This is a genomic window from Vibrio sp. SCSIO 43133 (genome assembly GCF_023716845.1).
In the GTDB taxonomy this organism is placed as follows: Bacteria; Pseudomonadota; Gammaproteobacteria; order Enterobacterales; family Vibrionaceae; genus Vibrio; species Vibrio mediterranei.
The window spans coordinates 1801828-1825093 of record NZ_CP068024.1 but is presented as its reverse complement, the minus strand read 5'-3'; the positions used below and the strand labels follow the sequence as shown (position 1 = coordinate 1825093).

33 protein-coding genes are annotated in these 23266 nt (G+C 44.1%); 29 read left to right on the top strand and 4 right to left on the bottom strand.

Annotated elements, in window-relative coordinates; all coding sequences use genetic code 11:
* The first annotated feature begins 186 nt into the window (after positions 1 to 186).
* The 5 genes from rlmKL to rmf all read left to right on the top strand — a co-directional run bounded on the left by rlmKL (position 187) and on the right by rmf (position 6797).
* Positions 187 to 2310, top strand: a complete 2124-nt coding sequence (gene rlmKL, locus JKJ11_RS08690) for a bifunctional 23S rRNA (guanine(2069)-N(7))-methyltransferase RlmK/23S rRNA (guanine(2445)-N(2))-methyltransferase RlmL (RefSeq protein ID WP_124939726.1) — start codon at positions 187 to 189, stop codon at positions 2308 to 2310.
* A gap of 6 nt (positions 2311 to 2316) precedes the next feature.
* The gene (locus JKJ11_RS08685) at positions 2317 to 2568 is read left to right on the top strand and encodes a glutaredoxin family protein (RefSeq protein ID WP_081411582.1); all 252 of its coding nucleotides are present in this window, start codon (positions 2317 to 2319) and stop codon (positions 2566 to 2568) included.
* Positions 2546 to 4468, top strand: a complete 1923-nt coding sequence (locus JKJ11_RS08680; protein ID WP_240205908.1) for an ABC transporter ATP-binding protein — start codon at positions 2546 to 2548, stop codon at positions 4466 to 4468. The genes JKJ11_RS08685 and JKJ11_RS08680 overlap by 23 nt, the downstream gene beginning before the upstream one ends.
* 5 nt (positions 4469 to 4473) lie before the next feature.
* Positions 4474 to 6459, top strand: a complete 1986-nt coding sequence (locus JKJ11_RS08675) for a DUF3466 family protein (protein ID WP_252038013.1) — start codon at positions 4474 to 4476, stop codon at positions 6457 to 6459.
* 164 nt (positions 6460 to 6623) lie between these two features.
* Positions 6624 to 6797 carry a ribosome modulation factor gene (gene rmf, locus JKJ11_RS08670; RefSeq protein WP_006075701.1) on the top strand — a complete coding sequence of 58 codons (174 nt, stop codon included), beginning with the start codon at positions 6624 to 6626 and terminating at the stop codon, positions 6795 to 6797.
* Between the two features lie 135 nt (positions 6798 to 6932).
* On the opposite strand, the gene fabA is transcribed toward rmf, so the two are convergent.
* Both fabA and JKJ11_RS08660 read right to left on the bottom strand, forming a co-directional pair.
* Complete coding sequence (fabA, locus tag JKJ11_RS08665) at positions 6933 to 7451, bottom strand: bifunctional 3-hydroxydecanoyl-ACP dehydratase/trans-2-decenoyl-ACP isomerase (RefSeq protein WP_038230501.1); 519 nt, start codon at positions 7449 to 7451, stop codon at positions 6933 to 6935.
* A gap of 71 nt (positions 7452 to 7522) precedes the next feature.
* A complete protein-coding gene (locus JKJ11_RS08660) occupies positions 7523 to 9160 on the bottom strand; it encodes a S16 family serine protease (protein WP_252038012.1) in 1638 nt (545 codons plus the stop codon).
* Positions 9161 to 9331: 171 nt separating this feature from the next.
* Here JKJ11_RS08660 and matP point away from each other — a divergent pair, with 171 nt between their 5' ends.
* Together matP and JKJ11_RS08650 are read left to right on the top strand one after the other, a co-directional pair.
* The gene (gene matP, locus JKJ11_RS08655) at positions 9332 to 9781 is read left to right on the top strand and encodes a macrodomain Ter protein MatP (RefSeq protein ID WP_124939722.1); all 450 of its coding nucleotides are present in this window, start codon (positions 9332 to 9334) and stop codon (positions 9779 to 9781) included.
* 23 nt (positions 9782 to 9804) lie between these two features.
* Positions 9805 to 10116 (top strand): DUF3634 family protein, encoded by a 312-nt coding sequence (locus JKJ11_RS08650; RefSeq protein ID WP_006075456.1) that lies wholly within the window; start codon positions 9805 to 9807, stop codon positions 10114 to 10116.
* 98 nt (positions 10117 to 10214) lie between these two features.
* On the opposite strand, the gene JKJ11_RS08645 is transcribed toward JKJ11_RS08650, so the two are convergent.
* Positions 10215 to 10466: a hypothetical protein gene (locus JKJ11_RS08645; protein ID WP_252038011.1), complete on the bottom strand. Its 252-nt coding sequence runs from the start codon at positions 10464 to 10466 to the stop codon at positions 10215 to 10217.
* A 1379-nt stretch (positions 10467 to 11845) separates the two neighbouring features.
* Positions 11846 to 12109, bottom strand: a complete 264-nt coding sequence (locus tag JKJ11_RS08640; RefSeq protein ID WP_252038010.1) for a helix-turn-helix domain-containing protein — start codon at positions 12107 to 12109, stop codon at positions 11846 to 11848.
* A gap of 144 nt (positions 12110 to 12253) precedes the next feature.
* Here JKJ11_RS08640 and JKJ11_RS08635 point away from each other — a divergent pair, with 144 nt between their 5' ends.
* The 22 genes from JKJ11_RS08635 to JKJ11_RS08540 all read left to right on the top strand — a co-directional run bounded on the left by JKJ11_RS08635 (position 12254) and on the right by JKJ11_RS08540 (position 23063).
* Positions 12254 to 12490: a hypothetical protein gene (locus tag JKJ11_RS08635; RefSeq protein ID WP_252038009.1), complete on the top strand. Its 237-nt coding sequence runs from the start codon at positions 12254 to 12256 to the stop codon at positions 12488 to 12490.
* On the top strand, positions 12487 to 12951 hold the full coding sequence (locus JKJ11_RS08630; protein WP_252038008.1) for a DUF3850 domain-containing protein: 465 nt from the start codon (positions 12487 to 12489) through the stop codon (positions 12949 to 12951). The genes JKJ11_RS08635 and JKJ11_RS08630 overlap by 4 nt, the downstream gene beginning before the upstream one ends.
* Positions 12948 to 13139 carry an antitoxin MazE-like protein gene (locus JKJ11_RS08625; RefSeq protein ID WP_063606386.1) on the top strand — a complete coding sequence of 64 codons (192 nt, stop codon included), beginning with the start codon at positions 12948 to 12950 and terminating at the stop codon, positions 13137 to 13139. Before JKJ11_RS08630 ends, JKJ11_RS08625 begins: the two co-directional genes overlap by 4 nt.
* The gene (locus JKJ11_RS08620; protein WP_252038007.1) at positions 13136 to 14809 is read left to right on the top strand and encodes a rolling circle replication-associated protein; all 1674 of its coding nucleotides are present in this window, start codon (positions 13136 to 13138) and stop codon (positions 14807 to 14809) included. The genes JKJ11_RS08625 and JKJ11_RS08620 overlap by 4 nt, the downstream gene beginning before the upstream one ends.
* A gap of 31 nt (positions 14810 to 14840) precedes the next feature.
* Positions 14841 to 14984 (top strand): hypothetical protein, encoded by a 144-nt coding sequence (locus tag JKJ11_RS08615; protein WP_161493958.1) that lies wholly within the window; start codon positions 14841 to 14843, stop codon positions 14982 to 14984.
* Between the two features lie 48 nt (positions 14985 to 15032).
* Positions 15033 to 15362: a hypothetical protein gene (locus tag JKJ11_RS08610; protein ID WP_252038006.1), complete on the top strand. Its 330-nt coding sequence runs from the start codon at positions 15033 to 15035 to the stop codon at positions 15360 to 15362.
* Positions 15346 to 15888: a hypothetical protein gene (locus tag JKJ11_RS08605; protein WP_252038005.1), complete on the top strand. Its 543-nt coding sequence runs from the start codon at positions 15346 to 15348 to the stop codon at positions 15886 to 15888. The genes JKJ11_RS08610 and JKJ11_RS08605 overlap by 17 nt, the downstream gene beginning before the upstream one ends.
* Entirely contained in the window at positions 15881 to 16384 is a 504-nt protein-coding gene (locus JKJ11_RS08600) for a hypothetical protein (RefSeq protein WP_252038004.1), read from the top strand. The genes JKJ11_RS08605 and JKJ11_RS08600 overlap by 8 nt, the downstream gene beginning before the upstream one ends.
* Positions 16344 to 17108, top strand: coding sequence for a hypothetical protein (locus tag JKJ11_RS08595; protein WP_252038003.1), 765 nt, complete (start codon positions 16344 to 16346; stop codon positions 17106 to 17108). Before JKJ11_RS08600 ends, JKJ11_RS08595 begins: the two co-directional genes overlap by 41 nt.
* Positions 17109 to 17157: 49 nt before the next feature.
* Entirely contained in the window at positions 17158 to 18126 is a 969-nt protein-coding gene (locus JKJ11_RS08590; RefSeq protein WP_252038002.1) for a hypothetical protein, read from the top strand.
* Positions 18127 to 18251: 125 nt separating this feature from the next.
* Positions 18252 to 18380: a hypothetical protein gene (locus JKJ11_RS26035; protein ID WP_286036697.1), complete on the top strand. Its 129-nt coding sequence runs from the start codon at positions 18252 to 18254 to the stop codon at positions 18378 to 18380.
* 3 nt (positions 18381 to 18383) lie between these two features.
* Entirely contained in the window at positions 18384 to 19214 is an 831-nt protein-coding gene (locus JKJ11_RS08585) for a major capsid protein P2 (RefSeq protein WP_252038001.1), read from the top strand.
* Positions 19215 to 19225: 11 nt separating this feature from the next.
* Complete coding sequence (locus JKJ11_RS08580) at positions 19226 to 19558, top strand: hypothetical protein (protein ID WP_252038000.1); 333 nt, start codon at positions 19226 to 19228, stop codon at positions 19556 to 19558.
* Positions 19558 to 19683, top strand: coding sequence for a hypothetical protein (locus JKJ11_RS26030; RefSeq protein WP_256200733.1), 126 nt, complete (start codon positions 19558 to 19560; stop codon positions 19681 to 19683). The genes JKJ11_RS08580 and JKJ11_RS26030 overlap by 1 nt, the downstream gene beginning before the upstream one ends.
* Before the next feature lies 1 nt (position 19684).
* On the top strand, positions 19685 to 19876 hold the full coding sequence (locus JKJ11_RS08575; RefSeq protein ID WP_063605846.1) for a hypothetical protein: 192 nt from the start codon (positions 19685 to 19687) through the stop codon (positions 19874 to 19876).
* Positions 19873 to 20247, top strand: coding sequence for a DNAase (locus JKJ11_RS08570; RefSeq protein ID WP_252037999.1), 375 nt, complete (start codon positions 19873 to 19875; stop codon positions 20245 to 20247). Before JKJ11_RS08575 ends, JKJ11_RS08570 begins: the two co-directional genes overlap by 4 nt.
* A gap of 3 nt (positions 20248 to 20250) precedes the next feature.
* A complete protein-coding gene (locus JKJ11_RS08565) occupies positions 20251 to 20748 on the top strand; it encodes a chemotaxis protein (RefSeq protein ID WP_252037998.1) in 498 nt (165 codons plus the stop codon).
* Complete coding sequence (locus JKJ11_RS08560) at positions 20745 to 21464, top strand: hypothetical protein (protein ID WP_252037997.1); 720 nt, start codon at positions 20745 to 20747, stop codon at positions 21462 to 21464. The genes JKJ11_RS08565 and JKJ11_RS08560 overlap by 4 nt, the downstream gene beginning before the upstream one ends.
* A 2-nt stretch (positions 21465 to 21466) precedes the next feature.
* On the top strand, positions 21467 to 22117 hold the full coding sequence (locus JKJ11_RS08555) for a hypothetical protein (RefSeq protein ID WP_252037996.1): 651 nt from the start codon (positions 21467 to 21469) through the stop codon (positions 22115 to 22117).
* A 12-nt stretch (positions 22118 to 22129) separates the two neighbouring features.
* On the top strand, positions 22130 to 22597 hold the full coding sequence (locus JKJ11_RS08550) for a structural protein (RefSeq protein WP_252037995.1): 468 nt from the start codon (positions 22130 to 22132) through the stop codon (positions 22595 to 22597).
* Positions 22598 to 22695: 98 nt separating this feature from the next.
* Positions 22696 to 22908 (top strand): hypothetical protein, encoded by a 213-nt coding sequence (locus tag JKJ11_RS08545; protein WP_252037994.1) that lies wholly within the window; start codon positions 22696 to 22698, stop codon positions 22906 to 22908.
* On the top strand, positions 22908 to 23063 hold the full coding sequence (locus tag JKJ11_RS08540) for a hypothetical protein (protein WP_252037993.1): 156 nt from the start codon (positions 22908 to 22910) through the stop codon (positions 23061 to 23063). Before JKJ11_RS08545 ends, JKJ11_RS08540 begins: the two co-directional genes overlap by 1 nt.
* The last annotated feature ends 203 nt before the right edge of the window (positions 23064 to 23266 follow it).

Genomic DNA, 23266 nt, shown 5'->3' with positions numbered 1-23266 from the left:
TGGTCAATAAATACGACTGGTATATCATTAACGGCTAATGTAATGATGGTGACGGTGTTTATGAGTTTCATTCGGTTAAAGCTTGTTCGAACAAACGAATAACTAAGGGATTCGAGTAGGTTTGTTTAGTGAGAAGGCCGTTTGTCAGGTATAATCAACACCATTTTTCACAGTCAGATGAACACTATGAACCAATATCTTGCCGTTACTTCTAATGGACTCGAAAACCTACTGGCTCAAGAGCTTGAGCAATTGGGTTTAACTTCAGTAAAACCTGTACAAGCGGGAGTGAAGTTTAAAGCGTCAAATGAGCAGATTTATCGAGCTTGTTTATGGAGCAGATATGCTTCTCGCTTTGTTAAAGTGCTTTCGGAGTTTACTTGCCAAGATGATATGGACTTATATCTGGCTGCGTCTTCCATTAACTGGATTAATCACTTCCATAGCTCAAAGAAATTTATCGTAGACTTTAACGGTACCAACCGTGAGATTCGCAATAGCCAGTATGGCGCGATGAAAGTCAAAGACGCCGTAGTAGATTGCTTCAATAAGAAGAATTTGCCTCGCCCAAATATCAGTAAAGACCGCGCGGATGTGCGTGTTCATGTGCGCCTACATAGAGATAAAGCGCTTATTGGCTTAGATATGGTTGGCTCAGGCTTACACCAACGTGGCTATAGAACAGAAGCAGGCCGAGCGCCTTTAAGAGAAACATTGGCCGCTGCCATTGTTGCTCGTAGCGGCTGGAAAGAAGGGCAAAACATGCTCGATCCTATGTGCGGTTCTGGTACGCTGCTGATAGAAGCGGCCATGCTTGCTGCAAATATGGCTCCTGGTGTTAAGCGTCAAACATGGTGTTTTGAAGCACTTGAAGATTTTGAACCGGAGGTATGGGCAGAGGTTAAATCAGAAGCTAATGTCCAAGCTCGACGCGGTGTCAAAAAGACTGACAGCAGATTTTGGGGATTCGATAACGACCCTAAAGTGTTGAGAACCGCTAAAGAAAATGCCAAACGTGCAGGCGTTGAAGAGTTGATTAACTTTGAGCTTGGCGATGCGAGCCAAGTGACTAAACCTGCCGAGTTCGGAGAAGGTGTTGTGGTGTGTAACCCTCCATACGGCGAGCGCTTGGGCACGGAACCAGGGCTTATCGCACTTTATACCGAATTTGGCAACCAACTAAAAACTCAATTTGGCGGTTGCCAAGCCTCTATCTTCTCTAGTTCAGACGATTTGTTAAGTTGCTTACGTATGCGAGCAGAAAAACAATTTAAACTGAACAATGGTGCGTTACAGTGTCACCAAAAAAACTATTCAATTTCTCAACGCTCCGAAGACGAGTTAGTCGGCAATAAGGACGCACAAGTTGTAGCTCCGGACTTTTCTAACCGTCTCAAGAAGAACATTGGAAAGATTGGAAAGTGGGCCAAAAAGGAAGGCTTAGATTGCTATCGCATATATGATGCTGATCTACCTGACTACAATGTTGCTGTTGACGTTTATCAAGACTATCTGGTTATTCAAGAATACGCAGCTCCCAAAAGCATTCCTGAAGAGACAGCAAAGCGTCGATTAACGGATGTTATTCGTGCCAGTATCAAGGTAACCGGTGTTGGTACCAACAACGTGGTTCTTAAAGTACGTGAAAAGAAAAAAGGCTCATCGCAGTACAACAAACTGGCGGCTAAGTCATCAAAGCTTCACGTAAATGAATACGGGGCTCAGCTAATCGTTAATCTTTACGACTACTTAGACACTGGCCTGTTCCTTGACCATAAAATCACTCGCCGTAAGCTTGGTGAAATGGCGAGCAACAAAGATTTTTTAAACCTATTTGCTTATACAGGATCTGCAACTGTTCACGCAGCATTGGGTAGCGCGAAATCAACGACAACAGTTGATATGTCAAATACCTACTTAGAGTGGGCGAAAGAGAACATGAAACTCAATGGCCAAGTTGGCCGTCAGCATCAATATATTCAAGCAGACTGCTTACAATGGTTAGAAAAAGCCAACGGTAGTTACGACCTTATCTTTATTGATCCACCGACTTTCTCGAACTCTAAGCGAATGGAACAATCATTTGATGTTCAGCGTGACCACGTAACGCTAATGACGAACTTGAAACGACTACTGCGCGAAGAAGGTACGATAGTATTTTCGAACAACAAACGACACTTCAAGATGGACTTGAAAGCGCTGGAAGAACTTGGCCTTAAAGCCGAGAACATTTCAGATAAAACTCTGCCACTTGATTTTACTCGTAACAAACATATTCATAACTGTTGGGTTATTACTCACCAAAAGTAAAGGATTATGGAAAAGGAACTTATTCTATACAGTACTGAAGGATGCCATCTCTGTGAGATGGCATTTGAGCTCATATCTCAGGTTGGATTAACTGAGCAATTACAAGTGATTGATATTGCATTTGATGATGAGCTATTTTCTCGTTACGGCGTCACTATACCAGTTGTAAAAAGCGAACAATCTGAAATTAACTGGCCTTTTGACCTTTCTCAACTGAAACAATGGTTAACAGCTAATGGCATTACTTACCATTCATAATGGGCAACTAGCATTTGGTGATCATCCATTGCTAGACAAATCTGATTTCGCACTTCAAGAAAACGAACGTGTGTGTTTGGTTGGCCGCAATGGTGCGGGCAAATCAACATTAATGAAAGTGCTTGCGGGAGAAATCGTCATGGACGATGGCAAACTGCAGATCACTCAAGATGTCGTGGTATCACGGCTTGAACAGGATCCTCCGCGTGATCAGGCTGGTACGGTAGCTGATTACGTCGCTGAAGGACTGGCAGAAGTTGGTGAGTTATTAAAAACTTATCATGCTCAACTAGATTTGGTCGCGCAAGACCCGTCTGAGCGAAACATAAATCGATTGGCGAAAACTCAAGAGAGCTTAGAAGTTGCCGGAGCATGGCGCTTTGAAGACCGTATTAAGAATATTCTTGGGGCTTTGAAGTTAGATGGCAACACACTGTTAACTGACTTATCTGGTGGATGGCAGCGTAAAGCTGCGTTAGCTCGTGCTCTTGTTTGTGATCCTGATGTTTTACTACTCGATGAGCCTACCAACCATCTAGATGTAACCACAATCGAGTGGCTGGAAACTTTCCTAAAAGATTTTCGTGGCTCAATTATCTTTATCTCGCACGACCGCGCCTTTATTCGCTCGATGGCAACTCGCATTGTCGACCTTGACCGTGGTCAATTAGTTTCTTATCCAGGTAGTTATGAAACCTATTTGGTTGAGAAAGAGGAAGCATTACGTGTTGAAGAAATGCAAAATGCTGAATTTGATAAAAAGCTTGCGCAAGAAGAAGTATGGATTCGTCAAGGAATTAAAGCACGTAGAACGCGTAATGAAGGACGAGTAAGAGCGCTTAAAAAGCTGCGTGAGGAACGCCAAGGTCGTCGCGAAGTTCAGGGTAAAGTGAATCTTAAATTGGATGATAGCGCTCGTAGCGGAAAAATCGTTTTCGAAGCTAATGACCTCAATTATCAGATTGAAGGCAAAACCATAGTTAAGAACTTTTCCTTTAACATCCAGCGTGGCGACAGAATTGCGCTTATTGGTCCTAATGGTTGCGGCAAGAGTACTCTAATCAAGCTTCTCCTCGACGAATTACAGCCGACATCTGGAAAGTTGAAATGTGGTACTAAGCTAGAAGTGGCTTATTTCGATCAATATCGTGAAGCTCTTGACCCAGAGAAGACGGTGATTGATAACCTTGCTGACGGTAAGCAAGAAGTCATGGTAGGCGGTCGAGAACGACACGCGTTGAGCTATCTTCAAGACTTTTTATTCGCCCCAAAACGTGCCAGAACTCCGGTTAAGGCATTATCTGGCGGCGAGAAAAACCGCTTATTATTGGCGCGTATCTTCCTTAAGTCGAACAACTTATTGGTGCTTGACGAACCAACCAACGATCTAGATATCGAAACGTTAGAGTTACTCGAGGAATTACTTGCTAACTATCAGGGCACGCTGCTCTTAGTGAGTCACGATCGTCAATTTGTTGATAATACTGTGACTACGAGCTGGATTTTTGAAGGTGAAGGGGTTATAGAAGAGTTTGTTGGTGGTTATCATGATGCCCAACAACAACGAATGCAGGTCATCGAAGCAAGAAAAGCTTACGAACCTGTGAAAGAGACTAAAAAGCAAGCAGTTGAACCAGAAAAGAAAGCAACTGCTGTGAACTCTAAACCTAAAAAGCTGTCGTATAAGCTGCAAAGGGAATTAGAGGCACTACCTGCGTTACTTGAGCAGCTAGAGCAAGAATTAGAACAGTTGCAGGAAACCGTGAATAACCCTGATTTTTTCACTAAACCTGTCACTGAGACACAACCAATTTTAGATAGTTTGTCTGCCAAAGAGCAGGAACTGGAAATTGCCTTTGAGCGATGGGAAGAGCTCGAAGCAATGCAACAGGAAAGTTAGTCTTCATGAGTCGTATTAATTTCAAAATTTCATTAATTGCAGCCGGTGTTATGGCTGCAACTTCAAGTCAGGCAGCGTTGTATAAGGTTGTTGAGATTGGGCCTGCTAGTGGGTATGAAAAAGGGTTTGCCAATAACGTAGACGTCACCGAGTTTTATGGGGCGGCTATTAGTCACAACACCGAAACCTCTAATGAGAAAGGTTGCTTTGGTGAAGTGTGTAATAGTGGCAACTATGTCTTAGCTGGTGATACTAGAGCAGGATCCGAAGGTCATTCATATACGCAAGAAGTGCCTTTTAATTATGATCAAAGCTTTTACCTGACGAATAAAAACAGAAATAAAGATTATTGCTCAGGTCAACTTGGTTATCAAACTTGCTCACCTGGTTGGATAGATAAAATGTGGTTAAGCTACAGTGATCATGGTGGACTCGAGCGTGAGCGAGATGCTTGGCTTTTTCCTGAGTACCGTTCAAACGCACAAAGTTTTATAAACTCAAGTATGATTGCCCTAGGTCAACCTAGTACTGACTATAAACCGAATGGTTTTAGCTATCAGAATACCTCTAGTAACGCGGTGGTTACTGCTTTTGATGCTGTATCTGGAAACGCCATAGGTATAACTAGCAGTGGATACTACGAGAATGGTGAAAATAGTGCGCTTGTATATCGCCAAAGAGGTTTCTGGGGTAATGATAATAACCCAATCATCTTAAACCCATTACAAACAAATGTAAGTGATACTTACAACATTACCAAGCTGATGGGCCGGACGATGGCATATGGTTCGTTGCTCTATCAAGGTACGACTTATGTATTTGGAAGTGCCTCTGTTGCTCCTTTTGATACCGATTCTGATAAGAATTACAGAGGATCAGTATCGAACTGCCTAAAAGATTCAACAATAAGCGCAGATCCAGCAGCGTACGCTGATTGCCAAAACTTCGGCTTTGCAACCAAAGCTGCAATCTGGGATACAACAGGTGCGATGGAACAAATTAATCCTTCGATGGTGCTTAACTGGAAAAATAGTTTTGATGAAAGCAATATCGATAAAAAGGCTCGACAAGGTAGTTTTAGAGCGGGAGTAGTGTCAGATACAACTAGTTTTAAAAACTTGCCTGTATTCGTTGGAATAAATACCACTAAAGATGGAAGTTCAAACTCGTTTCTACAAGCTACAGTATTTACACCTACCAACCAAAACCCTAGTCTGACTAACCCAGATGACTGGAAAAGTGAAACAATTGCACGCGCTACGATAAAAAGTGGCGATGACTTCGTTTATAGCAACTCTTTAGCGACAGGGATAAACAAAAATCTAGTGTTAATCGGTGAGGCAAAAAGGCGAGGAGATAAACGAGAAAACGGTGCAGCTCCAAACCGAATGTTCCTTGCGACCGTTGATTCAGACGGTAAAGCTTCCGCTTCGTATTTCGATGAGCTGAACAATAACAATGGCATATTCTTCCGAGGTGCTGGTGGTGTAACAGGCGCTATAAACAACTATAACGAAATCGTTGGCCGTGTAGATGCCGAACAATCGACAGAGTATTTTGGTAAACAGCGTCGTCAAAGAGGTTTTATTTACCCATACGATAACCTCGAATATGGGAGCAAGCAATCTCGCCTAGATGTATTTGATGGTAAACCCTGGTTACTAGATGATTTGACTAATGATGGAAAAAAAGAGGGAAATAACCAGTATAGAGTTGTTGACGCCACTGATATCAATGATGATGGTATTATTTCTGGTACGGCACTAAAATGTGAAGGTGGCTATGATACAACTAGCCACAACTCATATTGCGGCAATGGTCAAAAACGTGAGAAAGTAGTAGCAGTTAAGTTGATCCCGATCGCAAATGCAACATCTGCTGATATCCAGACTCGCGCATTAGAAGCTGCACCCGTAGAGCGTAAGGGTGGTAGTCTCGGATGGATGGCAATGATTTTCCTAGGGTTCTTAGGGTTACGCCGTAACAAATAGTCACAAGTGACAAAAATCCCAGGTTCACACTTCTGAATCTGGGATTTTTTGTGCCTTGTGATCAGCGGAATAATGCGCAATTATTAAAGAGGAGTAACAAAAGCTCCACAAATCTTTAATGGTAGAAAGCTGGGAGACTGGCTTTGTATAATGAGGACCGTACTATGAAGAGACAAAAACGTGATCGTCTAGAGCGAGCTCAATCACAGGGTTATAAAGCTGGATTGAATGGTCGATCGATGGAAACCTGTCCCTATCAACAAATGGATGCTAAGTCTTATTGGCTAGGCGGTTGGCGTGATGCCCGAGATGACAAACATTCAGGACTCTTCAAGTAAGTCGGGAGCAAAATTGAAGTATTTTAAGGCCTCATCTTGAGGTCTTTTTTGTGGTTTTCGCTTCTAATGCACTATAACTAAATATGTGTGAGTAAAATAAACGACTCCGGAGAGTCGTTTATTGAAAGCTTCGATTTAGAAAGTTGATGTGTCTTTAAAGAGGCCGACTTTTAGGTCTTTAGCAACATAGATTTCTTTACCATCTACTAAAACACGTCCGTCAGCGATACCCATAACAAGCTTGCGATTTACTACGCGCTTCATGTGTAGCTCATACGTTACTTTTTTCGCAGTAGGGAGGATTTGACCAGTGAATTTTAGTTCACCTACACCAAGAGCACGACCTTTGCCTTCACCACCAATCCAACCAAGGTAGAAGCCAACTAGCTGCCACATTGCATCTAGACCAAGACAACCTGGCATGACTGGGTCACCAATAAAGTGACAATCAAAGAACCATAGGTCAGGGGTGATATCTAATTCTGCAACAATTAAACCTTTACCAAAGTCACCCTCGGTTTCTGACATTTTAGTTACACGATCCATCATCAGCATGTTTGGTGCTGGTAACTGAGGGTAGCCTTCGCCAAATAATTCACCACGGCTAGAGGCTAGAAGATCTTCACGGCTATAAGATTCACGTCTGTTTTGCATTATTAAATTACTCCAAATTTTGGTATGAGCATCTTAGTGAACAGGTGTACGCTAGACAAGTCCGACCACGACTAGACAAACCAGTTTTTAACCCTTTCTAACAAAGTTTCCGGCAGTTCAAGTTTTTCAAAATTTTCAATACGTTCGGCTATCTTTCCAATAACGCTATCTTCGTCTTCACTCTTGAACGGTTTATTAAGAAGTAGAGGAACCACTTCGTCAACGTGTGTCGCTGACCAGATATGGAACTCACCTTTCTTAATGCTTTCGACTACCTCAGTACTGAGTGCTAGGTGTTGAAGATTAGTTTTTGGGAGTACAACACCTTGTTTACCAGTAAAACCTTGGTGTTTGCATACGCTGTAGAAACCTTCGACTTTCTCATTGAGGCCACCGACGGCTTGAACGCGGCCAAATTGGTCGACAGCACCTGTGACCGCAATTTGTTGGTCGATAGGATAGCCAGATAATGCACTTACGAGAGAACACAACTCAGCTAGCGACGCACTGTCACCATCAACCTCGCAATAAGATTGCTCAAACACAATAGAGGCAGAATAAGGGAGCGGGGCATCAAGGTCCAACTCGGAAGAAACGAACGCCTGCATAATCATCATGCCTTTCGCATGGATGTTACCGCCAAGATCAACTTTTCGCTCGACATCAGAGACATCACCATCACCAAAGTGCACTACGCAGGAAATTCGAGCGGGTTCTCCGTAGGAAACTGGGTGCCCGGGAATATCTATAACAGTTAATCCGTTGACCTGGCCAACCTGTTGTCCCTGAGTTTCAATAACAACTTGCCCCTCGAGAATATCGTCAATTGCGCGTTCAGGAAGATACGCTTCTCTGCTTCGTTTCGCACAAATTGCTTCCTCAATATGAGCGGATGTTATTACTTTGTCATGACTAAAAGATGATGCTTCACCAAGAAGTGCCGAATGCCAATCGATGGACAGAGGAAGATACTGCTTATCCTCAGTTTCACGAGCTCCGGCTTGGAGAAGGCGCAGGTAGGCTGAACTATCTAGATTATATTCGGGAAGCAGCTTCTCTAGTAGACCATTTACAAAACCAAAGTAAGTCGAGATAGTTTTGTCGGAGACCTTTAGGTCACTCTCCAGTTCCGTATACTGCATAAAACCAGAGCGGAAATCATTGTCAGCATAATCAAATTCAGCGAGTTGGTCTCGGTCACCAAGAATTATCAATTTAAAATCTGATTGGAATTGTGGCGGAGATAAAACAGTGGACTGCTTATCAATAGCCACACTGTTTAGTGACGCTCCTGAAAGCAAAGCCTTAATATTTCCCCAAGCGCTTAACGTACTTAATGCCGCTTGAGTTGAAGCCACAAGAAATCCGTTATTAGCTTGTGAAATTAATCCAGCGGAAACTTCAAGTTGGTTATCAACCTTAGCGTAATGATCAAACAGTAGCGCAGAGCTTGTATCCTTTGTCACGACAACATGTTTTCCTAATGCTTTGAGTGAATCAGCTATTAGTTCACGGTACTTTAGGTTGTCACCATCTTTAACAACTAACACTTTAGATTTACAAGCTTTTGATGTGAAAAACTTAAGAGCGGCTTGTATACGAGGTTGCAAATCAAGCAGCGATGCTGGTGCAATATTCGGTGCTTGTTCAATAGTGGTTTGATAGTTGTTGTACTGCGGACAAACGTCTTGCCAAGGGACTAGATTCATTAAGGTGCTACTTATTTAAAATTTGGATGGAGTATACAACGAAACCAGAAGTAACGTTAGTAATAGAGCACGGTTAATCGGGAGCAGATTCTCAGATTTTGTGTTCTTTTATTGAGTTGTTACGTGACTTGGGTTACGCTGTCACTGTAAACAGAGTAGGGACGCAAACCAATGAAATACCAACAGCTTGAAAACCTAGAATGTGGTTGGAAGTGGCAGTATTTATCTAAAAAGTGGCGCGAGGGGGAGAATATCACTCGCTATATTGATACCAGTGAAATCGATCAGGCCGTTGCGACTTTTAAATCATTAGAACACGAGCCTACTCTGGTTCTTGATTGGATTGATGAGCATATGTCTGCAGAGCTTGATAATAAACTCAAGCAGGCAATTCGTGCCAAGCGCAAGCGTCACTATAATGCAGAACAAGTTCATACAAAGAAAAAGTCTATCGATCTTGACTACCGAGTTTGGGAAAAGCTGTCTTACCGAGCAAACGAACTCGGATGTACATTATCCGAAGCGATCGAATACTTGTTAAGTGAAGCGTCGCGCAGTGAGAAAGCGACCAAGACAGTGAGCAGCCTAAAAGAGGACTTAAGTAAGTTACTGTCTGATTAGCCAGGGAATAGGGAGTAGTTGCGATGTTATACGTTGTTCTGATAGGTGCACTTGTTGTTTTTTGGCTTGTTGCCGTTGACCGTCCAGTTTTAACTGTAAAATTTGATAACGGTGAACTAGGTAACGTTAAAGGTCATATTCCTCCATCTTTTCGACATAATCTTAAAGATATTGTTGAGCGTGATAAAGCGACAGGTGTTTTAAAAGTTTACCAAACCCGTACCGGTATGAAGCTAAAATTTAGCAACTCAGTAGCGAAAGCATGCCAACAACGTATTCGAAATGTATTCCCACATCAAGGATTCAAGTCAAAAGGCAAAAAGAAATCTCGATGAGTTCCAATTAGTTTAGAAGTGTAGGCGCTGTAAGAAGCGCCTTTTTTAATATACCTAATGCACTATAACTAAATTAATTGACTCGATAAGATAAACAACTATCCGTGCGCCGCTATTTCTCGTTCATCCCAGATTTTCATTAGGGTACGCCTTGATTCAGAATCCAGCATTTGTATCCGGCGACAAGTCCAGTTCTCGGCAATGTAATCAGCCATCTCTAGTGAGACAGGGTTGTTATCTGTTAAATAGGTTTCTAAAGCTGCTTCTGCCTCCAATAATGACAACCCTTCGATATCCCATTTTTGAATTCGTGTATAGCTAGTTGTAAACCACTCAATAGGTAAAGACATAGAATATTCCTTTTCTAATAATTCTTGTTGTTCTCGTTGGTGAAATTAGAATTAAACATCTAACTCATTTTGTAAAGAGAATATCTTAGAAAAACACAATAAAAGTTTATAAATATCTAAATTCATAATCATATTCTATTTATAATGGTAGTGTTATATATTATTTTTTCGTTTTTTATTATTGCTATTAATATCAAGATTGATACAGTCAATAACTTGTTCTTTCCTTTGTTTGTAAACCTGTGGGCAGCAGTTAACTGGAAGTGGTGTGAAGTATAAATGTGTATTTACAATCTTCCTTTACTATTACTAATTTCTATCAATTTTCGTGGTGTGAATATAAACTAGATTAATAATGGTATCGTATATATCTAGTACTAATGATTTAAATTAAATGTAAAGCACCTATTGACTATTAATGTATAAATATTGTACTTGATTCGATCCTCTTTGTGTTGCAGTCGCTAGGAGACCGTATTCAGTTAGTTAAAAATGGCGTTAACGATCGCTGTTAGTAGATAGACGAATGCTATAAGCAGTTCTAGCCAGTTCATATATACCTCCTTGGTAAGTACAAGATAAACTTTAGTTTGGGTTCTATCTTTTCCCAATTCCATATCAATAGATTACCGATTTTCTCAGTATTGGCGTAATGATTTTTCTGTGGTTGATACTAACACGAACCTTTGATACCACAATGATTAGTATGCAGAACACGCAATAACAATCCCTTGAACATTCGTGTGGGAAACAACCGGCAAGGTGCGGTGTTTATCTCGCGTCGAAACCTTTTCGCTTAATAAATAAGGCTTTCCAACAGGCGCTAAGATGCTTCGAAGCTATCAAAGTACTTATGTAAAACTCAACGCCGTTCATGAAATGATTTAGTGTTTTGCACCAAAGAACGAAAATGACTCAGATAACTACGCACGTTGTTTAATTAACGCCTATATCAGGGGGCACGAATGGCTAGGAGCACTAACAATGAAACTCGACTTAATGGTTCTCGTGAGATAGATATTGCGATCTAGCAACTTAAACAAAGAAATAACGGGCTTTTTACTATTTAAACGTTTTTGGTATTCAAGGTGGCGCAGTCATACAGCATCCAAACTTTCTACAAGATTTACGGCTATAAGAACCGTCATTTGCTGAACGCTGCATAATGCGTATGGATGTGGAAGCAGGCATCTCACAACATAGAAACTGCCAAGACATTTAGACGAGTTAAATTAATTTTCGGTATAAGGGTTAACTAACCATAAATCAAAAGGATGTGAGTGCCAAGATACATAAGTTTCCCACGGGAAGAAGTCTCAGCATATTCCTACCTAATCCTATATCTTAGTGCGCATTATGTATAAAGCGGTAAATCTTTATTAGGATGGTGCACCAGAGTGTAACGCACTGATAAGGCGAGGGTTTTTATATTTATCTTCGATTAAACCGTACACAACATTTTGGTCATCTTCTTCAAGAAGGTCGGCAATTTTAAAAGCTACATCCCAATCAAGAACACTTCTTCCTGCTCTGTAATTGCTGACTCCGCCACGGCTAACGTCGATTTTCTTGGCTAATTGGTAGTCTGAGGTTAGGCCATACTTAGCTTTGACTCTATCCAAAAGTGCATTTGTGTAGTTCATGTTGACCTATTTCCCAATCCGCTAGTTGTTAAATTTTAGGCGAACATAATGCATCGGTCACTAGTTTTGGCAGCTTGAACGTTCAAAAAGCCTAGATTATTGTAATTTACGAATTGATGTGAAACGGCTTGCGGAGGCTAGACCATGGAAAGACTAATTACTGACCCCATTCATTTGCCTTGTCCTGATATGGCAGGGTGTGTGAATCCAGACCCAAATCTAACCAAAAACTCTCTCGACATGGTCGCAAAGCTTAAAGCTAAGTTCGCACCATCTTTCCCCAAAAAGCGAAAAACCACTATTCCTTCTCGTTTCCATCAAGCGTGTAGCCGTGATGAAGTTAAAGCACTCGGTCACGACGTTGAAGGGGGCGAAGCATGAGTACGACACTGCAAACACCAAAGCTACACAACGTAAAGATTAAGCCAGAGTATTTGAATGCTGTTATTGATGGCAAAAAGAACTTTGAAATTAGGAAAAACGACCGAAGCTACCGAGTTGGTGACCGAGTCCGTATGTCAGACGGAGACCGATTTGTCATTGTCCGCATTAAGTACATCACGGACTACGCACAAACCGATAATCACATCGTATTTTCGTTTGATTGGATTCAAGGTGGTATCGAACAAATCCGCAAGCAAGATGAAGCGCCCAAAATGGGCGCGGATTCTTCAATGAAAGCGTTTGTACTTTGCCAAGACTGCTTAAAGGTCATGCACTATACGTATGAGCGCCACAACGAAGATGAGTTTTGCACTTGTGGTGGTCAATTGTGTGGTTGTGATGATTGCCAAAGCGAAGCGGCAAAACGTGTCGTATCGGGTGCAAAGGTGTTTGTATGAGTCGCAACAAACGCTATGAGGCAAGGAAACGCGCTCAAGGCTTAGTCAAGGTGACGCTTTGGGTGCCAGATTCCAGAGAATCCGAGTTCAAAATGTTAGCTGACGCGTGTTGTGAGTTTCGTCATTTGACGTTTAACACGCTTCGCGACACCCAAAGCGGGAAGTACGTTTCCCTTGAGCGCTTATGATTACTGACAAAGACATTATCTTTGCAGCGTCCGTGGTTCAGGGCGCTGACAAAACAAGAAACAATATCGCCGCTCTTAATAGCGGTTTTTTTGGTTCGGTTGATAACGAATGGCTACACGACGAACAACGAAAGCTTAAGAATTTCGAACAGGCTCACGTGGCTCGCACTAAACACCTTCGAGAAATCGGGCGCGAAGCGGCGGCGCAAGCCGAAAGTACTAGGCTCGTCAAAGGGCGCAAAAGTCGGACAACAGGTAAACACCGGATTGACCGCTTAAATGGCGTGCTGGCGAACCATACTCGACGCACGCGCTCAGTAGTGGAAGTCGGTGAGCAAGACCATGTGACGCAAAGCGGCCAGTTATTCGACGTGTCAGGGCTGCATGATAACGGTCAATCTCGTGTGTATTTGATGCAAAGAGATTGGTCAAACGAATACAAGGTGCAAACCGTGTATAAACCTGCACCGAGTGAAGCACCGAACGCCAATGACGGCGAGCGCTATACCGACAATCTTACGCCAAGAGCGGTCAAAAAAATCTTTGAGTCGGGGGCGTATGTGGCGGCGGTGCATGGTGGGTTTACTACGTTTTTGACCTTAACGTTTTCGCCAGAGCTGCGAGCGCAACTTTTTACGGGCGAGATTACGATTGGTAGTGAAGTGTCACGCTTTTTGAGTGGTGCTAAGAAACTGTATCAGCGCGGCTTTGATGTGGTTGTTGAAAGTGAAAGTACTAATTCGTTACAGGGTCACATTGATGAATTCACCGAGTGCCGTGAAATTGAAGGGCATGACACGCCATTTCATTACATTTGGGTGGCTGAATGTCCCGCTAACGAAGACGGTGAACCTAATCCCCATGTGCATGTATTGCTTAATTGGTCTGTGCCTCGCTGGGCGTTTGATACGTGGGCAAAACGCATAGAAAGTTTATGGGGTCATGGCATGGCGAACCTACAGCGAATCAAGTATTCCGAAGCGGCCAGCTCATACATTATCAAAGCGGTGGGTTACGCGGCTAAAGGTGGTAACGCCAATCAAGGGCTCATACGCGGTAACCGCTACAACATTGCTCGCGCTTCGCGTGCGCCAAATTGGGAAGTCTTAGCGTCATTCGATACCGATAACATGCACGCCATTATCAAAGAGTGTGGCTACAAGTTAGAACAATGGCGAAAACCCATCGAGCGAATGATACGAAGAAAGCAACAGGCTAAACAGCAAGCGATACGCGGCCTTGATATTGCCAAGAATAACCAGCAGGCCGTTAAGCAAATCAAACTTAAGCGTCTTATTGATAAGTTGTCGCTAGAAATCCGCGAAGCTAAAACCAAAATCAAAGAGCGCGGTTTGTTTGCCAGTTCGCGCCAACACTTTGCTCTCACGTTCAGTGGTGACGATGCGGCTACGCGTCTTGATAGTTTCTTAGTGTGGGCGGCTGGCGCTCGCGGTTGGTTTATGCAAAGCAAAGACATTGACGGAATCAATGAGCTAAGAGACTACGCCAAAGATAAATACAGCGATGCGTATCAGGCTTACCTTGATAAGCGCTGTTACTGGCGAGCGTTGCTCCAACATGAGTTTATTGATTATGACTTGGATTATGTACGCAGTGAGGCAATGGCCGAACGCTTAGAGTTTTGTCAGTTCATGCGCTATGACGCATGAGTTTATTTAACGCCATGGCTAGGGGGAAACAATGGACAACAAAATCATTTCGGAAATGCAGAGTGAAGTGAAAAACGGAAACGCACTCAAAAAGCCGTTGGCATTCTTTCGAATGCTATTAGTCACACTCAAGAATCTAGATGAACGTTTAGAGCGTTTGGAAAAGGGCGCTTAAACACACTAACTAAACCACACCAACGTTGAGAAACAGGGGTAACACATTATGAAACGCAACGAAGCTGCGTGTAACAGCGATTTAAAAGCACTCGACCTTGCTGAAAACCTAGAAAAACAGGTCACTGAGGCTATTACGAAAATTAAAGATATGGACTTGAGTAAAATCGCGTCCACTTTACCGCGTTTATTGCTCGGTGGTGGTGACCCGTTCGCGGCATTAGGTTTAGACCCTAAGTTATTCGAGCAAGTTGAACGGCTTACCATGCTTAATCGTATCGCTCGTGATAAGTGCCGAGCGTTTGTGATGGAAGAAAAAGCCTCACTCGTCGATGAAATCGAAAACGCGGAGGTCATGAGCGATGAGCAAAGTGCCTAACCCTGTGCGCGGTTATGTCACTTGTCCTGTATGCAGTGAAACCGCAACGGTTCATATGATTGGTGAAGGAAAACTCTTAGCTGAAGGTGAACCGCCTAAAAACCCGCGCAATCTTGGCTTGCTGTATTACCGTTGCCCGAACTGCGGTAACAGTCAAATGTCGAAAAGCGTTAACCAATACATTACCGACCATATGAGCGAGGATGAGCCCGAAACGGTAAGCACATCGGAAACGCTCGAAACCCGTACTGATAAGGCTCAAGCCGTTATTGATGATAACGCGATAAGCGCTATTGAAGCGCCATTAATCAGCGCTGCTAACGATGATTTAAGCCCGTTACGCGTTGCGGCCAATGACGAAGCCGTTGTGCCTGAAGCACCAAAAGCAATCGCGCCGAAACCTGTACCGACAAAGCTAGGAATGAAACTCGCCATTGGTTTTGTGGTGGTGTTACTCATCATTATTGGTCTGCATGTAGCGCTTAAGACCAAAGCGGAGCAACAGGAGGCTAACGCACATGAGTAATGTTGAAAGTGCCGCAAGCTTTGATTCGATTGATATTGATGCATGGTCAGACTCGCTTAAGCAAACACAAGCTATAGAACAAGCAGAAAAGGACGCGCTATCACAGCCGCTTGAGGGTGAATCTTCGTTGCCTGGTCAAACTTCTGATGACTCATACGAAACCAAAACACCCGAGCAAATTGAAGGGGAAAAAGTATCAAGTGCGATGCTGCTTAATGCTTTGTTTGCGGGTCTAGAGCAAATGACGGCTGCGATTGCTGGCGTACCTTTTCAGTTTGAGCCAAGTTGCAAAGATGCGGTAGTTGAAGCAGCGTATCCAGTACTGGCGAAACAAGATAAGGGCGCGTTATTTGGTGGTTACGTTGAAGAAGCTACGCTCATTATCACCTTAATGACCTTATTGGCCGTGTCGGTTACTCAAGTGAAACGATTGAAATCAGTGGAGGGCAAGCCGAATGAAAGCACAACCGCTACCGCGCTTTCCAAATCCCACTAACTCAAATCCGTCACTGGATGCCGAGCATACGCTTTACCTAGCGGGCACGGGTGGCGGCAAAACCTCAGCCGTTAAATACTTAGGCTTAGTGCCAAAAGGGGCGCAAGCCTTATTCTTTGACCCGTACCGCAACTACGCAGGGGCGAAGTTTCACGGCCAGCTATGCCATGGCTACTCGGTTCGGTCTGAGTTTATCCGCGCTGCGGTGAACGCTCGTAAGAGTGGCAAACCCTTTAAAGTAGCTTACGTTCCTAAGCAAGGTGCTTGCATGAATGAACTGGAATTCTTCTCTGCGGTGGCATGGGCGCTAGGGAATGGCCTTGCACATAAGCTCTATATTGTGATTGAAGAGTTAGCCAGTTGCGCGGAAACCTCAGCGAAACTCAAAGGTAAAACGGGCGAGCTGCTTCGCGGTGGCCGTCAATATGGTTTAGTGATTCATACCGTGTTTCAACGTGGTCAAGAAGTCCCGAAAACCATTACCGACCAATCAAGTGTGTGGTGGGTGGGCTCGGTAAACTCAGTGAACGATGCAAAGTGGGTAGCGGAGCGAAAAAGTGTGAGGATTGATGAAATCACCACGCTCAAATCAGCCAAGGTTAACAAAGTTCGTATTGGTAAACCTATTGCTGAATATATAGTGATTCGAGACGGTATCGGTAACATTGAGAAAGCTGCTTTAAACTGTTCAACTGGTAAAAAAGTCACCAGAAAATACCGATAACATTTGCTAGCAACCTCCTGATATAATGAAAAATATATCAGGAGGCTACATGTTACAAGATAATAAAAAAATCACAGAAACGAAGGAGTTTCGCTGGGCATCAATTGTCTTTGGAGCGGCTTTCATACTTCCAGTTCTGGCAATCACTCACGAGTACTATATAAAAATGGGGGTCAGCTTTAATTTTGGTATAGATGGGTGGGTTACATTTCTACGTCTTTATGAATTCCCTGCCAAAGTTGGAGCGGCTTATCTAGCGGTTATTGGTCTAATTGGCCTCAATCATCGTTCTGGCCAAACCAAACAGCAAATCGATATCTCTAATCGCCAAATTCAACTCGCTAGTCGTCAAATCGAATTAGGCTCGGAACAAAATAGATTTATGAATTATTTTAAGCACTTAGAGGAGTTCGACAAGTACGTTGTAAAACTTAAATCGAATATAAAGTGTTCTGGTGTTGATGTACGACTCGCGCATCATGCGATATTTCCAAATTGTATGGGGGAAGCAAACTATTATGCACCTAGAGAAACCCTAAAACACCTTTGTAAGAGCGTTGCCAACAACATCTCTCTAATTCTTACTTACTATAATGAAGTGTCCGGTGAAAATGAAAAAAAGGCTTACCAAAAAACGCTCAATGGTTTGAAAACAATATCGAAACTGACGGGAGAAGTAGGTGACGTAAAAATACCAAACTATAAAGATCAAGGTGACAATTTTGAAAACTCGAAAGCGCTTGTTCGTGCTCTGGTTGGCAAATTCTCTACATTGATAGAATTGCTTATCTTCGATAGCACCATAAACTCACCGAAGCTTGCAGTACTACAAGACCTTCTTATTGCTTATGGTAAAGCTTGTAAACCTTCAGGAGAAAAACAAGTTGGACCTAGCGGCCTCCAAATACTTAACGCTAAGAATAATGACATTGATACTGAAACATTTGAGCGAAGTATGGAAAACTTAATCGAGCACCTAAATTTGGTTAGTGAGAGTGATTCACTAAATCAACCATAATCTAAGCCTCTTTAAACCTATAGGTTAGTGTGTAACCTATAGGTTTTTCATCCTTTTTTCTTTCCCCATTCCCTTATAGCTTGAGCTTGCACATTTATTTCTAACGTTGCGAAACAGGGGAAACCATGCAAGCAAAACACAAAACTATGTTGATGACCGTATTTGCGGTTCTTGTTGCATTGGCAATCATCAACAACGTGAGCGCGCTTAAGCCGCTTAAACAGCAAGTTAACGGTGATTCAGGGTGGTTTTAAGCTATGGAACTACTCAACACACCATTTAACCCGCGTCCACTTGATTTAGACCCTGTTGAGGGTGTGAATTGGGGCAACCAAGCAAGTCTGCGCTTGGTGAGTGGTCCAACGTACCAATCCATTGAACTGGTCACGAGTATTACTGACCCTGCCGATATTGAGCGTGTGCGTATCACGCTAAACGGCAAGGAAGTGTACAACCTGACAGGTCAAGATTTGGTAGATCTTCAAGAGCACCGTAAGCAGTTTACTGCGGCGGGTCGCTATGTCATTCCATTTGCGGATTTAACGCTTCGCACTAAAGGCGGTGTTCGTACTGGTGAGCTCGTTACCCTGCAAGGTGAAATCTGGTTTGTGTATATCCAGTTAGCCTCTAAAGCGGGTGGTACGGCTGCGCCAAGTATCCGCGCTCGCTCTCACACCACACAAGCGCAATCACAGCGTGTTTATTTGCCTCGCATCTATTCACTGTCTTGGTTCGCCAGTGCATCAGGTCGTACTCCGTTTGATTTTTCTGAGCGTTCACCACTGTTGTCATTGAAGCGAATTCACTTCAAAGACTCGTCTATTGACCGCGTTCGCGTCCTTCGTGATAGCGTGGAAGAAATCAACGTCAACAAAGCCGATAACGCTTTTGACCTTGCTATCTCTGGTTTAGAGCAAAACGCGGGTTGGTTCAGCCTAGATTTTGTTCGTACTGGTTTTGGTGTGGAAGGTCGTTTACCTACCAATGCTGCTAAACAGCTTCAATTCGAGCTTGATAAGTCTCAAACGGGCAGTGTGCCAGTGCTGATTGAAGCCATTGAGCAAGTGGGTGTTATCAAAGCGAACTAAGGGGGTAAGCAATGTCCTTCCCTGACGAACCGAAAACCACCGCCAGCTCTGGCGGTTGGTTTGACGGCATCCTTGAGGGTGCGGGTGAACTCATTGGTGGCGCTGTCGATGTGGTGGGTGACTTTAGTGGTGACTGGCTCGGTATCAAGATGGGTAACGAGCTAGACCGCGCTAAATCTGCCAGTCCAGACGAAAACCGCGCCAACAATAACGACTATCAGCAAGCTAACGGTCAACCCGTGAACACGGGGCACGGTGTCCAGTGGCAAACCATCGCCATTATCGCGGTGTTGCTGATTTTGGTTGTAGGCGGCTTGGCGTTCGCGCTCAAAGGGGGCAAGTAATGCCGATTGTCTATCTAGGCTTGGCGGGTCTGACCCTTGGGTTTGTGACCGCCAAGGAAATTAATAAATCAGCGTGGCTCATTGTGGTGATTCTCGCGCTGATTCTATGGCTGAAAATGGGGTGATATGTTTGGAGCAATGACCAGTTTAACGGGCGGTGGTGGTCTTAAGGGCGGTAGCGCTGGACCATCTTCGGCAAAGAGTAGCAACCAATCAGGGCAATCCATTGGCGGCATCAATATGGGTGGCGGCGTGAGTCCTTGGCTTATCGTTGCTATCGCTATTACCGTCGTCGTTGCCTTAAAGGTACTCAAATGATTCAAGTGGTAACGCAAAACGAAAGTGTGCAAGCGCGTTTGCGTGATGCTTTTCGCGCTTGCCCTGACGACTTCGCACTGATGCAACAAGCTATCAATGATGACCTTGTGAGCATCTACCAGATACAAGGCGATGACTATCACCTTGCTGTCGCGGGTGAGGTGGTCGGTGATGACTATTTTGTGTGGGCAGTGGAGGGAACGGGCGCGGTGCAAGCCACTCGTGAACTGGCGACCTACGTTAAAAATAGCGGTCTGAAAGCGATTACCACAAAAACCTATTTTCCTTTGGTGGCTCGACTTCTCAAACGGCTAGGCAATGTCTCCACCATAAAGCAAGGCGACCACCAATTATTACGATGGGAGGTGTAGCGCATGGGCGGCAGTTCCAGTTCACGCAATAGCACCAGTACGAAGAATACCAGTAGTCAAAATGCCATTAGCGGCGACAACCTTGGGGTTGCGTTAAGTGGTATTGAAGGCTCAACGATTAATGCCACCGTGACCGACCACGGGAGCGTAGGCAAGTCGTTTGATTTTGCGGGTGATGCGCTTGATGAATCGTATGAGTTTGCCAAAGGCGCAATGAGTGAATCGCTCAATCTGGTAGACCAAAACACAGAAAACAGTATGAAGTTTGCCTCTGGTGCGCTGGATAAATTCAGCTCTAGCAGCAGTGAAAACCTTCAAATGATAGCGGGGCTTGCGGGTAATCAAGCAGCCCAAAACACGAAGAATTTAGACAAGCTGACGGAGCTTGCCAAGTTCAAACAAGATAACGGACAAAGCGCATTGAACAAACAGCAATTGATTCTCATGGCAATCATTGTGCTCGTACTTGGCTTTGTACTGTTTAAGGCGGTGAACAAATGAACTTCAACCTGATTCAAGGGCAAGTGATGCCGTTAACCGTGGAGTCGAGCTGGCTTTTTATTGAGTCCTATCACGGCAAGTTGTCGGTACGTATTGATTCAACGGGTGAAGAGTTCACCTTGCCCAGTGGTTCAGTGCTTCGCTATGGCAAACCCTTGGGACGCATCCTATTAAGCGGTCAAGGCGCTTTGTCTATTGAGCATGGTAGTGGGGATTTCACGCCACCGATTGAAGGGCAAAAGCTCGATATTCAAACCATGCCTCAAGTGGAATTGTTGCCTGGTCAAAGTATGAAGGTCAGCGAGCTACCCAAAGTAGAGATTGAAAGCGGGCAAAGTGTTGACGTGAGTTCCATGCCAAAGATGAAAATCGACAACGGGCAAAGCATCGAAGTCAGCGCTTTACCCGCCGTTCAACTGGCGGCTAATCAAAACATCGGGGTGACGAGCTTACCCAAAGTGCGCATTGAAGCGGGTCAGGCAATCCGAGTTCAAGCGGGAAGCACACTCACGGCGCACAGTGGGGAACTGCCATTAGACATTCCCGCTAATGCCAATCGTAAAGGCGTCATCATCAAAGCCCCTTCAAGCAACACAGGTCTTGTGAGTCTTAACGGCTTTGAGTTGGTGGCAGGGGAAAAGCTCACCATAGAAAGCGCGGCGGCGTTTACGTTAACAGGTTCAGCGCCCGATAAAGCGCAAGTATTGGAGTATTAATCATGTCAGGTTTAGCACCGTTACCAACGGGTAGCAGTCGAAACAAAATTGAATTTCTTTATGAGCAAATGGCAGGTTTAGGTGGCGGCAGCACGCTACCGATTATCAAAACGAACTTCTTCCCGTCCGAAGATACGGGGTGGAATGATGATTTGGATGGATTTGTCCTAAAGCCGTTTGCCCCAACCTTCGCCAATGGGTGGAGTAATGATTTGGATTTAAAACCGTTCATTACGCCAGAGCTTGAACACGATGAGCCGTTAGTCACGCTGTGTTTTAGCGTGTCACTGAGCGCCATGTTATCCGGTTTTACGGGTGAGCTTGCTTACACCATTCTGCTAGTCAATGAGCGCGGTGAACCGATTCTTGACGGTCTTAATACGCCTATAGGCATTGGCTTAAACAGCACCACCATGCACGGCGCTATGTCTGAGCAAGGGCAGCGTATCACGGCAAATGAAACCGTCGTGTTGTCCGTCGATAAGCTTAATGTCCATGACAAAGAGAAAGTGATTGCTCGTGTGGTGGTTCGCGCTGACCCGACTTATCAAATGACTCAAAGCGTGAGTAATCGCGATGTGTTGGAACATGCACAGTTTCAAGTCGGTGAGGTGACTTTAGTCGGGCTAGGCGTGTCATCCACCTCCATCTAATCAGGGGGCGTCATGTTTCGCTGGTTCGCTTTTATTATCATTGTTTTCATCATGTATCAGGGGCAAAAGGTCTTGAAATCACAGCTTAATCGCGGGATTCGCAACAATAACCCGCTAAACATTCGCATTAGTAACAATGCTTGGGTTGGTAAGGTTACGCCGTCACAAGATAAGGCATTTGAAACCTTTAGCAATCCTAAGTATGGCTTTCGTGCGGCTACTCGATTGATTCGCAATTATCAGAATCTATATGGGCTTAACACGCTGTCGGGCATTATTCGTCGTTGGGCTCCGTCCCATGAAAATGATACTGCCAATTACACGCAATTTGTCGCAAGCAATATCGGTGTTGCACCAAACGACACACTGAACCTGTATGACGATGCGTTGATGACTCGTTTAGTTCATGCCATGTCGATTATGGAAGTTGGCCGTTATTACAGCATGCAAGATGCTGCCGAAGGAGTAGCTATCGCATGAACCAGAAAGATGTCGCATTACAAGCCGTCATTGCCGTGTTCACAACATTGTTAAGCGCATGGCTGTATTACAAATTATCGAAAAAGTAGGGGTGTTATATGAAATTTCTAGGTATTGATTTATCACAACCATCAACAAAGAAAGGCTTAGTGTTGTTGGGCAGCGCTGCGGCCTTACTTGCAGGTCGTCCCGAGCTTCTTACCGCAACTGTGACACCTGATGGTGTGCAAGCGGGTGGCATCATTGGTGCGGCTGTTCCTGCGGTAATTGGGTTGTGGGAAACGCTTCGCAATGAGTTCAAAGGTCAATAATGGGCATAGTAGAAGCGCTTGTGTTATCGGCGCTGACTGGCGGTGCGTCAGCCATGGCAACCGTCATTGCTCTTAAGGTTGATATCAAGTGGATGCGAGATATTCTCAAAGACCACGCAGAACGCATTAAAGCACTCGAAACAAAGCATCAATAAAGCAAGCGATTCTGCGAGCTTCTTCACGCCGTCACTGGTGACGCATGTAAAGTCAGTAGGAAAGGGCGCATGTAACTTCAAGAGACAATAAACCTTAACTATTTAGGCTCACCATTTTTGATACACTCAATACTCCTAAGATGCCTTACGCTTGCTATCGTAGGAATAAGCCGAGCTCTATCAGGGAGCTCGGCTTTTTGCAT

Bases quoted from the DNA above. Each gene is read 5' to 3' on its own strand.
- rlmKL (WP_124939726.1), top strand. From the start codon at position 187: ATGAACCAATATCTTGCCGTTACTTCTAATGGACTCGAAAACCTACTG.
- JKJ11_RS08685 (WP_081411582.1), top strand. From the start codon at position 2,317: ATGGAAAAGGAACTTATTCTATACAGTACTGAAGGATGCCATCTCTGT.
- JKJ11_RS08680 (WP_240205908.1), top strand. From the start codon at position 2,546: ATGGCATTACTTACCATTCATAATGGGCAACTAGCATTTGGTGATCAT.
- JKJ11_RS08675 (WP_252038013.1), top strand. From the start codon at position 4,474: ATGAGTCGTATTAATTTCAAAATTTCATTAATTGCAGCCGGTGTTATG.
- rmf (WP_006075701.1), top strand. From the start codon at position 6,624: ATGAAGAGACAAAAACGTGATCGTCTAGAGCGAGCTCAATCACAGGGT.
- fabA (WP_038230501.1), bottom strand. From the start codon at position 7,451: ATGCAAAACAGACGTGAATCTTATAGCCGTGAAGATCTTCTAGCCTCT.
- JKJ11_RS08660 (WP_252038012.1), bottom strand. From the start codon at position 9,160: ATGAATCTAGTCCCTTGGCAAGACGTTTGTCCGCAGTACAACAACTAT.
- matP (WP_124939722.1), top strand. From the start codon at position 9,332: ATGAAATACCAACAGCTTGAAAACCTAGAATGTGGTTGGAAGTGGCAG.
- JKJ11_RS08650 (WP_006075456.1), top strand. From the start codon at position 9,805: ATGTTATACGTTGTTCTGATAGGTGCACTTGTTGTTTTTTGGCTTGTT.
- JKJ11_RS08645 (WP_252038011.1), bottom strand. From the start codon at position 10,466: ATGTCTTTACCTATTGAGTGGTTTACAACTAGCTATACACGAATTCAA.
- JKJ11_RS08640 (WP_252038010.1), bottom strand. From the start codon at position 12,109: ATGAACTACACAAATGCACTTTTGGATAGAGTCAAAGCTAAGTATGGC.
- JKJ11_RS08635 (WP_252038009.1), top strand. From the start codon at position 12,254: ATGGAAAGACTAATTACTGACCCCATTCATTTGCCTTGTCCTGATATG.
- JKJ11_RS08630 (WP_252038008.1), top strand. From the start codon at position 12,487: ATGAGTACGACACTGCAAACACCAAAGCTACACAACGTAAAGATTAAG.
- JKJ11_RS08625 (WP_063606386.1), top strand. From the start codon at position 12,948: ATGAGTCGCAACAAACGCTATGAGGCAAGGAAACGCGCTCAAGGCTTA.
- JKJ11_RS08620 (WP_252038007.1), top strand. From the start codon at position 13,136: ATGATTACTGACAAAGACATTATCTTTGCAGCGTCCGTGGTTCAGGGC.
- JKJ11_RS08615 (WP_161493958.1), top strand. From the start codon at position 14,841: ATGGACAACAAAATCATTTCGGAAATGCAGAGTGAAGTGAAAAACGGA.
- JKJ11_RS08610 (WP_252038006.1), top strand. From the start codon at position 15,033: ATGAAACGCAACGAAGCTGCGTGTAACAGCGATTTAAAAGCACTCGAC.
- JKJ11_RS08605 (WP_252038005.1), top strand. From the start codon at position 15,346: ATGAGCAAAGTGCCTAACCCTGTGCGCGGTTATGTCACTTGTCCTGTA.
- JKJ11_RS08600 (WP_252038004.1), top strand. From the start codon at position 15,881: ATGAGTAATGTTGAAAGTGCCGCAAGCTTTGATTCGATTGATATTGAT.
- JKJ11_RS08595 (WP_252038003.1), top strand. From the start codon at position 16,344: ATGAAAGCACAACCGCTACCGCGCTTTCCAAATCCCACTAACTCAAAT.
- JKJ11_RS08590 (WP_252038002.1), top strand. From the start codon at position 17,158: ATGTTACAAGATAATAAAAAAATCACAGAAACGAAGGAGTTTCGCTGG.
- JKJ11_RS26035 (WP_286036697.1), top strand. From the start codon at position 18,252: ATGCAAGCAAAACACAAAACTATGTTGATGACCGTATTTGCGGTTCTT.
- JKJ11_RS08585 (WP_252038001.1), top strand. From the start codon at position 18,384: ATGGAACTACTCAACACACCATTTAACCCGCGTCCACTTGATTTAGAC.
- JKJ11_RS08580 (WP_252038000.1), top strand. From the start codon at position 19,226: ATGTCCTTCCCTGACGAACCGAAAACCACCGCCAGCTCTGGCGGTTGG.
- JKJ11_RS26030 (WP_256200733.1), top strand. From the start codon at position 19,558: ATGCCGATTGTCTATCTAGGCTTGGCGGGTCTGACCCTTGGGTTTGTG.
- JKJ11_RS08575 (WP_063605846.1), top strand. From the start codon at position 19,685: ATGTTTGGAGCAATGACCAGTTTAACGGGCGGTGGTGGTCTTAAGGGC.
- JKJ11_RS08570 (WP_252037999.1), top strand. From the start codon at position 19,873: ATGATTCAAGTGGTAACGCAAAACGAAAGTGTGCAAGCGCGTTTGCGT.
- JKJ11_RS08565 (WP_252037998.1), top strand. From the start codon at position 20,251: ATGGGCGGCAGTTCCAGTTCACGCAATAGCACCAGTACGAAGAATACC.
- JKJ11_RS08560 (WP_252037997.1), top strand. From the start codon at position 20,745: ATGAACTTCAACCTGATTCAAGGGCAAGTGATGCCGTTAACCGTGGAG.
- JKJ11_RS08555 (WP_252037996.1), top strand. From the start codon at position 21,467: ATGTCAGGTTTAGCACCGTTACCAACGGGTAGCAGTCGAAACAAAATT.
- JKJ11_RS08550 (WP_252037995.1), top strand. From the start codon at position 22,130: ATGTTTCGCTGGTTCGCTTTTATTATCATTGTTTTCATCATGTATCAG.
- JKJ11_RS08545 (WP_252037994.1), top strand. From the start codon at position 22,696: ATGAAATTTCTAGGTATTGATTTATCACAACCATCAACAAAGAAAGGC.
- JKJ11_RS08540 (WP_252037993.1), top strand. From the start codon at position 22,908: ATGGGCATAGTAGAAGCGCTTGTGTTATCGGCGCTGACTGGCGGTGCG.